This is a genomic window from Candidatus Omnitrophota bacterium (assembly GCA_016929445.1).
GTDB lineage: Bacteria > Omnitrophota > Gorgyraeia > JAFGIU01 > JAFGIU01 > JAFGIU01.
Window position 1 is genome coordinate 1 of record JAFGIU010000069.1, and the last position, 11,568, is coordinate 11,568.

The 11,568-nt window shown below is 55.5% G+C and carries 12 protein-coding genes; all 12 read left to right on the forward strand.

Translation table 11 applies throughout. The features are described from left to right. The first annotated feature begins 51 nt into the window (after positions 1–51). The 12 genes from JW937_06120 to JW937_06175 all read left to right on the forward strand — a co-directional run bounded on the left by JW937_06120 (position 52) and on the right by JW937_06175 (position 11,478). Positions 52–1,260, forward strand: a complete 1,209-nt coding sequence (locus tag JW937_06120) for an LL-diaminopimelate aminotransferase (protein ID MBN1586985.1) — start codon at positions 52–54, stop codon at positions 1,258–1,260. Beyond that, entirely contained in the window at positions 1,253–1,711 is a 459-nt protein-coding gene (gene folK, locus JW937_06125) for a 2-amino-4-hydroxy-6-hydroxymethyldihydropteridine diphosphokinase (protein ID MBN1586986.1), read from the forward strand. Before JW937_06120 ends, folK begins: the two co-directional genes overlap by 8 nt. Beyond that, positions 1,702–2,556 (forward strand): pantoate--beta-alanine ligase, encoded by an 855-nt coding sequence (locus JW937_06130; protein ID MBN1586987.1) that lies wholly within the window; start codon positions 1,702–1,704, stop codon positions 2,554–2,556. Before folK ends, JW937_06130 begins: the two co-directional genes overlap by 10 nt. Before the next feature lie 25 nt (positions 2,557–2,581). Next, positions 2,582–2,962, forward strand: a complete 381-nt coding sequence (locus tag JW937_06135; GenBank protein ID MBN1586988.1) for an aspartate 1-decarboxylase — start codon at positions 2,582–2,584, stop codon at positions 2,960–2,962. 6 nt (positions 2,963–2,968) lie between these two features. Further along, a complete protein-coding gene (locus tag JW937_06140) occupies positions 2,969–3,799 on the forward strand; it encodes a DUF108 domain-containing protein (protein ID MBN1586989.1) in 831 nt (276 codons plus the stop codon). Positions 3,800–3,807: 8 nt separating this feature from the next. Continuing rightward, positions 3,808–6,681 (forward strand): excinuclease ABC subunit UvrA, encoded by a 2,874-nt coding sequence (uvrA, locus tag JW937_06145; protein MBN1586990.1) that lies wholly within the window; start codon positions 3,808–3,810, stop codon positions 6,679–6,681. After that, complete coding sequence (locus tag JW937_06150; GenBank protein MBN1586991.1) at positions 6,674–9,187, forward strand: tetratricopeptide repeat protein; 2,514 nt, start codon at positions 6,674–6,676, stop codon at positions 9,185–9,187. Before uvrA ends, JW937_06150 begins: the two co-directional genes overlap by 8 nt. Further along, the gene (locus JW937_06155; GenBank protein MBN1586992.1) at positions 9,180–9,806 is read left to right on the forward strand and encodes a MotA/TolQ/ExbB proton channel family protein; all 627 of its coding nucleotides are present in this window, start codon (positions 9,180–9,182) and stop codon (positions 9,804–9,806) included. Before JW937_06150 ends, JW937_06155 begins: the two co-directional genes overlap by 8 nt. Beyond that, on the forward strand, positions 9,803–10,234 hold the full coding sequence (locus JW937_06160) for a biopolymer transporter ExbD (GenBank protein MBN1586993.1): 432 nt from the start codon (positions 9,803–9,805) through the stop codon (positions 10,232–10,234). The genes JW937_06155 and JW937_06160 overlap by 4 nt, the downstream gene beginning before the upstream one ends. A gap of 112 nt (positions 10,235–10,346) precedes the next feature. Further along, complete coding sequence (locus tag JW937_06165) at positions 10,347–10,928, forward strand: energy transducer TonB (protein ID MBN1586994.1); 582 nt, start codon at positions 10,347–10,349, stop codon at positions 10,926–10,928. Continuing rightward, a complete protein-coding gene (locus tag JW937_06170) occupies positions 10,928–11,152 on the forward strand; it encodes a hypothetical protein (protein MBN1586995.1) in 225 nt (74 codons plus the stop codon). Before JW937_06165 ends, JW937_06170 begins: the two co-directional genes overlap by 1 nt. Positions 11,153–11,181: 29 nt before the next feature. After that, positions 11,182–11,478 carry a divalent-cation tolerance protein CutA gene (locus tag JW937_06175; protein ID MBN1586996.1) on the forward strand — a complete coding sequence of 99 codons (297 nt, stop codon included), beginning with the start codon at positions 11,182–11,184 and terminating at the stop codon, positions 11,476–11,478. Positions 11,479–11,568: the final 90 nt, after the last annotated feature.

Sequence of the window (11,568 nt, forward strand, 5' to 3'; positions counted from 1 at the left end):
ATGAGCAAAGCCCCGGACTATACAGCATGAAAGACGTGTTGGGGGGATAGTATGTCTGCGAATTCAAGGAAAGCCAAGCGGCTCATCCAGTTGCCGCCCTATCTTTTTGTTGAAATTGACAAGGCCAAGCGCCGTGCCAAGGAGGAAGGCAAACCCATCATTGATTTAGGGATCGGGGATCCGGATCAGGGCACTCCTCAGCCCATTGTCGATGCGCTCTCCAAAGCAGCCCAGGATTCCAAATACCATCATTATGCGCTGGATGCGGGGCTTCCTCAGTTGCGCCGGGGGATAGCCGGCTGGATGCAGCAGCGCTATGGGGTGGAACTCAATCCTCAAACCGAGATTTTGCCTTTGATCGGTTCCAAAGAGGGGATTTCTCATTTGGCTTGGGCTCTTCTCAATCCAGGGGATGCGGCCTTGGTACCGGATCCCGGCTACCCGCTGTATGCGAACACCACCATACTGGCCGGGGCAGAGCCCATTGCCGTGCCGCTCAAAATCGAGAACGCTTTTTTGCCGGAGCTCGACAAGATCCCGGACAAAGCTTGGGAGCGCAGCCCTCTGATGTATCTCAACTACCCTAATAACCCGACGGGTGCGGCTTGTGAACTGGGTCTTTTTGAAGAGGTGGTGGACCGGGCTCGCAAATACGGGACCCTGATTGCCCAGGACGCTGCCTATTCTGAAATGTGTTATGACGGATACCGGGCGCCGAGCATTTTGCAAGTCCCCGGGGCCAAGGAAACGGCGATCGAGTTCCACTCTTTTTCCAAGACCTTTAACATGACGGGTTGGCGTTTGGGGTGGGTTTGCGGGAATGCGGAAGCATTGGCTGCCTTGGGGCAAATGAAATCCAATGTGGACTCCGGAATTTTTGAGGTGGTTCAACTGGCAGGACTCGAAGCGCTGGCGTTGGGCGAGTCCTTTATTGAACAATCCTGTGTTGCTTACGCAAGGCGGCGGAATTGCCTGGTGCAAGGCCTTAGGGCCCAGGGCTGGGATGCGCCGAATCCAAAGGCGACCTTCTATGTTTGGGTGCCTGTGCCCAAGGGATTAGGGAGTTCCGCGGAAGTGGCCAAGCTTCTGTTGGACAAAGCGGATTTGGTTGTGACTCCTGGGAATGGTTTTGGAAAATTCGGCGAAGGATATATTCGTTTTGCACTGACCGTGGAAGAAACATTGCTGGAAAAGGCCGTGGAGCGTTTGGCCGGGGTTGAGGAGATTGCGCAGTGCTTTGGAGAGAGGCAAGTTGGCTGAGTCCGTAGAACGCGTCCGGTGCTTCATTGGATTGGGGTCGAACTTGGGAGACCGGGAGGCCTATTTGAGACAGGCTTTGGAGCTCTTGAACCGTCCTCCCGAGGTTGAGGTGCTGCGTGTTTCCGCATTGCGGGAAACAGAACCTGTGGGCGGGCCTCGTCAAGGTCCTTTCTTGAATGGGGTTGCGGAGCTCCAGACGGGTTTCAGCCCCGGTGCCTTGTTGATAGTCTTGCGTTGGGTGGAGACTCAACTTGGCCGTGTAAGGGAACTACCCAATGGTCCGCGCACTGTGGATTTGGATTTGCTGTTTTACGGCGAGGAGCGGATTGTCCTGCCCGGTCTGGAGGTTCCTCACCCCCGGATGGCGGAAAGACCCTTTGTGATGGAGCCTCTGAGGGAATTGCTGCCTGAAGCGGACGAACTTCTGGAGCGCTTGGAGTCATGCGTGTAATCCGGAGTCCCAAGGGACTCCGCGACCAGGTCCGTCAGGCGCGTTGTGCGGACCGCAGTGTCGGGTTTATCCCCACCATGGGGGCGCTTCACGAAGGCCATCTCTCGTTGATTCGAGCTGCGCGGAAACGTGATGATCTGGTCATTGTCAGTGTGTATGTCAATCCTTTGCAGTTTGGCCCTAAGGAGGACTTGGGGCGCTACCCGGGGAGCTTGGCTCAGGACAGGCATATGGCTGCGGGTGCCGGGGCGGATCTGCTGTTTGCGCCCTCGGACAAATTGATGTATCCTGCGGCATTTCAATCCCGGGTTGAGGTTTTGCTGCTGCAGCAGCCTCTCTGCGGGAAGTCCCGGCCCGGCCATTTCAGCGGTGTGAGCACGGTCGTGGCCAAGTTACTTAACCTGGTGCAGCCGGACCGGCTCTATTTGGGGCAAAAGGATTACCAGCAGGCCTTGCTCTTGCGCCGTATGGTGCGGGATCTGGACTGGCCGGTTCAGGTTTGTCTCTTGCCCACGGTGCGTGAACACGACGGTTTGGCTTTAAGTTCTCGCAATGCCTATCTTTCCGCGCCTGACCGGCAGGTGGCTCCGGCTTTGAGGAGAGGCCTCAGGGAAGCGGCCAAAGCCCTGAAGGAGGGATCAACCGCTGCTGTGGCTCTTCGCCGGGCCAAGCGCCTATGGGCTGCAGAGGCGCCGCAAATGCGGATTGATTATTTGGAGGCAGTGGACGCCGGGGACTTGAGTCCGGTGCAGGGCCGGACTCAGAGAATTTTGCTGGCAGCAGCGGTTTGGTTGGGAAAGACACGTTTGATTGACAATATCGTGGTGCATCGGATTCAGGGGTGAATCCTTACGAGGAGGCCATAGAGACATGCTTCGCAGCATGTGTAAATCGAAATTGCATGGCGCGGTTGTAACTGAAGCCAACATTCATTACCGGGGAAGCATCGGGATTGATACGGGCCTCTTGGAAGCCGCGGACATTATGCCCTTTGAACGGGTTCAGATTGTTAATGTGAATAACGGACAGCGCTTGGAGACCTATGTGATTGCAGCGGAGCCCGGCTCAGGGACTATCTGTATGAACGGGGGCGCGGCGCGCTGGGCAGAGGTCGGCGACAAGTTGCTCATCATTTCCTATGCCTTGATGGAATCGCGTGAAGCGCGTACGCATAGTCCCAAGCTGGTCTTTGTGGACGAAAAAAATCAGATCGCAGAACTCAAGCTGCAGGCGGATAGCGAGGACGAATAGTTCCGAATGAGCTCAATCCCTGAAATTAAACGCGCCAGAGTCGGATTGGTGGGCTGTGGCGCGATCGGAAGATCCTTAGCGTGCTTTGTCCGGGATTCCCTGGGCCCTTGTGCGGGCATGATCGCGGTGTGTGATGCCGCGGAAACAAGGGCTCGGGAATTGGCCGGGGCACTGGGAGCTTCCTGCGAGGTTCTGGGGCTCGCGGACTTGGTCGCTCGCTGTGATCTTGTGATTGAAGCCGCCTCTGCTGCCGCGGCTCCGGTTGTGTTGGAGGAGTGTTTGCGTGGGGCCAAGGATCTCTTGTGTTTGAGCAGCGCGGGGCTTCTGTCTCGACCCGAGCTTCTGAACGAGGTGCGGGCCAAAGGCTCGAGACTTTTGCTGCCCAGCGGCGGGCTTTGCGCCCTGGATGGGGTAAAAGCCCTGGCAGGACAGAAGGATTTTCAGATTGCACTCACCACCCGCAAGCCGGCCAGAGCCTTGGTGGGCGCGCCCGGACTAAAAATCGCGCCGGAAAAACTGCTCGAGATTTCTGAAGAGACCACTGTCTTTGAAGGAAATGCCAGCGAGGCTGCCAAGGCCTTTCCTCAGAATGTCAATGTGGCCGCAACGCTCTATTTGGCGACGGGTGGGCAGACCGAGCCGCGAGTCCGGATTATTGCCGTGCCGGGTACCAGGGAGAACGTGCACCAGCTCGAGGTGAGCGGAGGTTTTGGGCGCTTCAGCCTGGAAGTCGGGTCCTTTCCATCCCCGGAAAATCCCAAGACAAGCCAGATTGCCATTCTTTCCGCTGAGGCTTGTTTGCGCGAGTATTTTGACACAGTACGCGTGGGAACTTGAGTTCAGCCATGTCAGAAAAATCCACGATCAGCATTCGCGGAGCCCGCGAGCACAATCTAAAAGGAATCGATCTTGAGATCCCTAGAAATGAGCTGGTGGTCATCACCGGTCTTTCCGGCTCGGGAAAATCCAGCCTGGCTTTTGACACGCTTTACGCTGAGGGACAGCGCAGGTATGTTGAAAGCCTCTCCGCATACGCCCGCCAATTTTTGGCTCAACTCGAAAAACCGGATGTCGACCACATCGACGGGTTGCCGCCTGCGATTGCCATTGAACAGCGCACGGCCGGAAGTAATCCCCGGTCCACAGTAGCCACGGCAACTGAGGTCTACGACTATCTCCGCCTGCTCTACGCGCGCGCAGGCCAACCGCATTGTTGGAAGTGCGGCAAGCCGATCCGGCCGCAAAGTTCCCAAGAAATTATCGAGCGTATCCTAAAACTCACCGAAGGGGAGCGGATCCATATCCTGGCGCCGTTGGTTCGCGGTCGCAAAGGTGAATATCAAAGTCTTCTCAGCCAAGCGCAGAAGGCCGGCTTTGTGCGGGTGCGCATTGACGGGGAGATTCGCGATCTCAGTGATTCCATTGTCTTGGACCGGAAGAAAGTTCACACCATTGAGGTGGTGGTGGATCGTTTAAGCGTCAATAAGTCCGCTTCCAAGCGCATCGGGGATTCTGTGGAGACGGCGCTCAAGGTGGGCAAGGGACTGATCAGCGTGCATCGCTTGGGAGCCGGCGGAGGGGGAAAAGAAGAAGAGGAAATTTTGTTTAGCGAACAACTTGGATGCGCGGACTGCGGGGTGAGCCTGCCGGAGCTTCAACCGAGGATGTTTTCTTTTAACAGCCCCTTTGGGGCTTGTCCGACTTGTGACGGCTTGGGCGTGCGGATGGAATTTGATCCGGAGCTGGTGGTGGGTGACCCGGCGCTTACACTCAAGGAAGGGGCCATCTTGCCTTGGAGGCGCGGAGGTAAACGAGCGGTCCTTTATTACCGCAGGAGTCTAAGACGATTGGCACAGGCCTGTGGTTTTGATTTGGATACCCCATTCGAAGATTTACCCGGACCGGTGCGCGATCTCATTCTCTATGGTAATTCCAAGAGTGCCAGGGGCGGTTTGCCGTCTTTCGAAGGAGTGCTTCCTAATTTGGAGCGCCGCATCAAGGAGACGGAAAGCGAATATATGCGCCACGAAATCGGCAAGTACATGAGCACGTTGCCCTGCCATGAATGCGGAGGGGCGCGTTTGCGCAAGGAGTCGAATGCCGTGTTGGTCGGGGGAAAAGCAATTTCTGATGTCGTGCGGCTTTCTGTGGAAGAGGCGCATAGGGTCTTCAATCAACTGGAGTGGAGCGCGGCCGAGAAGGAGATTGCCGGGCCTGTGGTGAAAGAGATTGTCCGAAAGCTCACGTTTATGCTGGATGTGGGTTTGGGATACCTAACCCTGGATCGCATTATCGGATCCTTGTCCGGCGGAGAAGCTCAGCGGATACGGTTGGCGACACAGATTGGGTCGGGATTGGTGGGTATCCTCTACATATTGGATGAGCCGAGCATTGGCCTGCATCAGCGGGACAATTCGAAATTGCTGTCGACTTTACGCTCTCTGCGGGATATCGGCAATACCGTAGTTGTTGTAGAGCACGACGAAGAGACCATTCGGGAAGCCGATACCGTGATTGACCTGGGACCGGGCGCGGGCAAGCGCGGAGGCTATTTGGTGGCTGCAGGCCCGCTGGAGGCCGTGCTCACGTGCCCCGACTCCATTACGGGCCAGTTTTTGAGGAATGAACGCTCTATCGCCGTACCGGCGGAGCGCCGGCCTTACCGCAGCCAACCCCGGATTGTGATCAAGAAACCTGCGGAACACAATCTCAAGAAAATGGATGTGCCCATTCCGTTGGGTGTGCTTACTTGCGTGACCGGTGTTTCGGGGTCGGGGAAGAGCACGCTGGTGCATGAGATACTTTACCGTTCGATGGCCCAGCGCTTGTACCAGTCGCGCCTTAAACCGGGTAAGCACGAGGGGATTGAAGGGATCGATCAATTGGATAAGGTGATTGTCATCGACCAGTCTCCTATAGGCCGGACGCCGCGCTCCAATCCTGCGACCTATACCGGGCTCTTTTCCCCGATCCGGGATTTGATGACCAAGTTGCCGGACGCGCGCGTGCGCGGTTACAAAGCCGGGCGATTCAGCTTTAATGTCAAGGGCGGGCGCTGCGAAGCCTGCCAAGGCGATGGTCTCAAGAAGATTGAAATGCACTTCTTGCCGGATATCTATGTGCATTGCGAGGTATGCAAGGGCAAGCGTTTTAACCAACAGACCTTGGAAATTAAATATAAGGGACACAATATCTCGGATATTTTGGAAATGCCCGTGGAGGAAGCCTTGGTGCTTTTCTCCAATGTCCCCGCAGTCCGGCGAAAGCTTCAGACTCTCTGTGATGTGGGCCTTGGTTATATTGAACTCGGACAGCCCGCGACCACCTTGTCGGGAGGGGAAGCCCAGCGTGTGAAACTTTCTTCCGAGTTGAGCAAAACAGCCACAGGAAAAACTCTTTACATTCTGGATGAACCCACGACGGGCTTGCACTTTGCGGATGTGGAAAAACTTCTGCAGGTATTACATGCGCTGGTCGACGCGGGCAATAGTGTGGTGGTGATCGAACACAACCTGGATGTGATCAAGACCGCTGACTATATTGTCGATCTGGGGCCGGAAGGCGGGGATCTTGGGGGAAAAGTGGTTGCCAAGGGCAGCCCCGAAGAGGTGGCTTCCAAGGACGCTTCACATACAGGAAAGTTCTTGGCTGCTGTACTGGCAAGGGGCAAGAAAAGCACGGCATCGAGGCAAACAAACGCGAGTCCTGTCCATGTGTAGAACCCATATCGCACGAGCTGCTTGGCTGCCAGGAATCTTAAGCGATTGTATTCTGGCTGTTTGTGCCCTCGGTCTTGTCTCAAGCGCTTTATGCTGGGCGCAATCCGAGGCAGATCCTTATCTTGCGCGCCAGGCATTCAACGACGGATTTTATGAAGTGGCTGCGCGGCAATTTGAAGAACTCCTCAACAATCCCATGAGCCGGCCGGAGCAAAACGAGATTGTCCTGATGTTGGCGCAGAGTTATATGCATCTTGGAAAGTATGCGCTGGCTCTTCATCGACTGGAAGCTCTTCTGGACCGGAAAGATAATCCTGATGAAATTCGTTCGGGGGCTATGTATTGGATGGCTGAGGTGTACGTGCATCACAAGGATTTTAGGAAGGCGCGGGAGTGGTATGACAAAGTCACTGAGGCTTTTCCCACTTTGCCCATTTCACAGCATGCCCAGTATAGCCGCGCTTGGACCTATGTTTTGGAGGGTGACTTTGCCGGGGCTTATGAGCAATTTTCATTGCTGGAAGGCAGTCTGAGTAACCTGGACTTGTTGTGGGACGTGCGTTTTAAACGCGCGCAGTGTCTCTTTCACTTGGGTAACTGGGCTGCGGCTGCGGCGGACTTGGAAGAATATTTGGCAAAGGTTCCGAATACCGTGCATACGGCAGAGGCCCTTTTTCATTTGGGCAGTTGTTACGAAGAGATGGGACGCTACGTGGATGCGGCAAATGCTTACCGGGCCTGTCTGGACGCCCCTGACAGGCAACAGTGGGCGCCTCATGCGGCTTATTCCGGAGCCTGGGCCCTTTACAAGGCCGGGGTTTTTGAAGAGAGTCTGGAACTCTTTGAGCTGACGAAACAGCTGTTTGCTGCCTCCTTGCCGGAAGATAGTCTGGATTACGGGATAGCATCCTGTTTGAAAGATCTGGGCCGCGATGGGGAAGCGATTGATTATTTGCGCCGACTTCTCAATTCGGAACAGATCTCAGAGTGGAGGGCTCGAGCAGCACTGACCCTGGGACAGATGCAATACAAGAAAGAGCTGTACGCCGAGAGCGCGGAATCTTTCAGAAAGGGTTTGGCCCTGTGCCCCGACCCAATGGGGGCGCTAAAGAATGAGCTGCGCTATCAGATGGGCTGGGCCGCGACCCGTCTGGGTGAGATGGAGGAGGCGCTGAGCTTGTTTCAAAAGGTGGCTGACTCCGGTTCTGACGCACTTCTCAGGGTGAGCGCATGGTGTCGTATCGGAGAGGCGTACTTTGACCAAGAGGAATATGAATCCGCGGTGCATGCCTATGACCAGGTGCTGAAAGATTTTCCCGAAAGTTATTTGGCGGATCAGGCTCAGTATTACTTGGGTTGGGCCCTGCTCAAACAGGAAAAGTTTGATGCCGCAGTTCTGGCCTTCAAAAGCCTTTTGGCAAATTATCCGGCTAGCTCTTGGATCGACGACGCGCTCTTTCGCCTGGGAGCGGCGTATTACCAAAAGAGGGATTACGAGCGTGCACAGGAGCACTTTGCTCGTCTAGTGCAGGAGTACCCGGAGAGTTTGTTTGTGTGGGAGGCGCGCTTTCAACAGGCGAACTGTCTGTTTAACCGGGGGGAATACAAGGCCGCCGCGGTGCTTTACGAGCAAGTCTTCCGGAGCGCCCCGAGCCTTCGATCCCGCGAACTTGCAAGCTACCAGATGGGTTGGACTGCACATCATCAGGGATTTGAGGACTTAGCCTTCGCGATTTTTCAGGATCATGTGAATAGCTTTCCCGAGTCGCCTTTGCGCCAAGACTGTCTTTTTTGGCTGGCTGAGCAGAAATACAACCGGGGACTCTATGCAGAGGCGCGCGAGGCCTTTGATCAACTGCTGAACGAAGGGCCGCGTCACGAATTAGTGGACGATGCCCTCTATTGGATTGCCTGGAGCTTTGTGGAGGAGGGAAATCAGCAGGAGGCCCAGGAAATCTTTGTGGGTTTGGCCCAGGAATTTCCAGGAAGTCCTTTGGCCCCCGAGGCTGCAATGGCGGCCGCTTCGCTTGCCAAGGAAAATGGAGACCTTCATTTTGCCGAAGACCAGTATGTTTGGGTGAAAACGAATTACCCGGGCACGCGTTTTGAGGCCATGGCCCAGAACCAGTTGGCCCAGCTCTTTCAGGATCGGGGCCGGTTGGAAGATGCTGTAGGCATGCTGCAGGATGCTCTCAAAGAGGCGCCGGATGCCCTTGCGCCTGAGCTGCAGTATCGCATCGGGGATTGTTACGAGGGGATGGGAAATCTGGATAATGCTCTTTTGGCCTACTTGAAGGTAGACTATCTCTATCCCCAGCAGGAGGCCTGGGTGAGTCGTGCGCGATTACGTGCGGCGCAGATATTTGAGGACAGGTCCCAGTGGCAGCAGGCAACGAATATGTACCAGAAGCTCGTTCAGGGTGATGTAGAGCTGGCTGCCTATGCATCTGAGAGGCTGGGGTGGATACGTAAAAACCAGGATCGCGAGGAGGGGTTTGATGATTGACTTGATGATTAAAGGGGGACCGATCATGATCCCCATCCTGCTGTGTTCCGTGTTGAGCGTGGCGGTTATTTTGGAGCGTCTTTACCATATGCAGCGTGCGACTATCAACACCCCCTCATTCTTGGAGGATGTGGTCTCACGTCTTCAGAGAAACAAATTGATGGAGGCCATTGATATTTGCGAACGTACTTCGGGACCAGTGGCGCACGTGGTGAAAGCCGCGGTCCTTAAACACGATCGATCCCGGCAGGAGATGCGTGAGGCCGTTGAGGAAGCCGGGATGCAGGAGATTCCGCGTCTCAACAAGAATCTGGGCATTCTCTCCACCATTGCCCAGATTGCCCCCTTGTTGGGGCTTTTAGGTACAGTGGCAGGCATGATCAGTGCGTTTCAGGTGATTCAAGAAAAGGCCAGTGCCCTCTATCCGGTGAGCCCCGGGGATTTGGCCGGCGGTATCAGCCAGGCCCTCATTACCACCATGGCTGGTTTGATGGTGGCGATCCCGACCTTTGTTGCTTATCACTATTTTACGAGCCGGGCCAATCAAATGATTATGGAGATGGATAGAAGCGGGGCATCGGTCATTAACCTGCTATCTGAGAAGGAGGTCTACGTTTGAGCGATGATTTCCGGATCTTCGGGAGTGGCCGGTTAAGACCCATTCCAACCCGGCCGATCGACATTGGGCTGGCGCCTCTTGTGGACGTTATCTTTTTGTTATTGATCTTCTTTATGCTGACTTCAACCTTTGTCAGACAGTCGGCAATTCAAATAAATTTGCCTAAGGCAGTTACCAGTGACGTGGTACAGATGCAGGAGACGGTGATTTTGGTAACCCGGGACAACCTGCTTTACGTGGATGGGCAAATCGAGACCTTGGAATCCCTGGAAAAGGCTTTGGGCGCTTTGAGCTCCAAGGGAGAACGCGCGGTTGTGATCAAGGCAGACCGGGCGGCATCATTAGGCCGGGTGGTCGAGGTTTTTGATACCTGCCGGCGTGGCGGGATATCGCAAGTCCATATTGCCACAAACCAGGAGCTCAGGTAGCTCCATGCGTGTTCTGCCGAGATTCTTACTGCTCTCGGGGATAGTGCACCTAGCAGTGGTCCTGGTGGTGCATCCGGTTCTTTTGCGGGAACACTTTCCTGTTAGAAGGTCGATGGAACTCTCTTTTTTGGGAGCCATTCTGGAAAGTTCCGATGTCCGGTTGGGTTCCGAGAGCAAGGATGCAACCGGGCTTCTCAGTCCGCCCGAGCACCCGGACTCCATGTGGTTGCAGAGCTGGTGGCCGGAGCCCTTTGTGGAAAATCGAACGGTGGATGAACTGATGCGCCCGGCCCAAGAGACGGTTCCGGTGCGCGCAATGAGGGTGATTCTGCAGCCCCAGGCAGGGGACCGGATTCAACCGCGTTCGACAGGCCGGCTGCCTGTTTTGGCCTTTGAAAGCGCGCCTCCCCAGATTGAAGGTGATTTGGCAGGCAGGGCGTTGCTGCACAAACCTCCGCCGCCGGATCTGGGCGTTTGGGCTGTGGAGACCGAAGGACACGTTGCGACTCGAGTCGCGATGACCGTGCTTCCTTCAGGTTTGGTAACAAACGTGGATTTACTCGAGTCCTCGGGCCATCCGTGGGTGGATTCCACCATCATCCATTACCTGCGACGCTGGCGTTTTGTGAGTGATTTGGCTTCCGGGGCCTCTTCCCAAAGAGGCGTGCTCACCGTTAATCTGGAGCTCAAGTGATGCCTGCGTTGTACATTGATCTCAATGTCCTTCTGAGTGTATTGCTGATCTTTGGCTGCGTGGCAGTCCTTTTACTTTGGTTCATGCAACGGTCTGTCAAGCCGGTTTCCAAGATGCTGGAGGTCCCGGTTTTCACCAAGCAATGCCGGATTTGTGCGTACGCCTTTTTGGTCCACAACGAATCCGAGCTTGCGGAGTGTCCGCAATGTGGGAGCCTTCAGTGATTGAGCCTGCGGAAGATCTCCGGGTGGTGATGGTGACTGCAGGCTCCCGGGAAGAGGGTGAGAAGATTGCATCGCACCTTTTGGGAGAGAAGCTTGCTGCTTGCGTGAATCTGATTCCGGGAGTTCAATCCCATTATTGGTGGGAAGGGGAATTGGCCCGGGCTGAAGAGACATTGATGCTGATCAAGACCACGGCAGGGCATCTGGAGGCTCTGGAAAACGCCTTGAACGAGAGCCATGGGTATGAGATCCCTGAGTTCCTCGCTCTTCCGGTCGACTGCGCTTCCGGGACTTATGCGGCCTGGTTGAGGGGATGCCTGGGTTAGCCAGGATATTGCACGAGTCTCCGGCAAAAGATGCCGGAAACGACCGGTACTGCTGCGTTGTGCTCTCTCGGCCGTCCTCACCGTATCGCA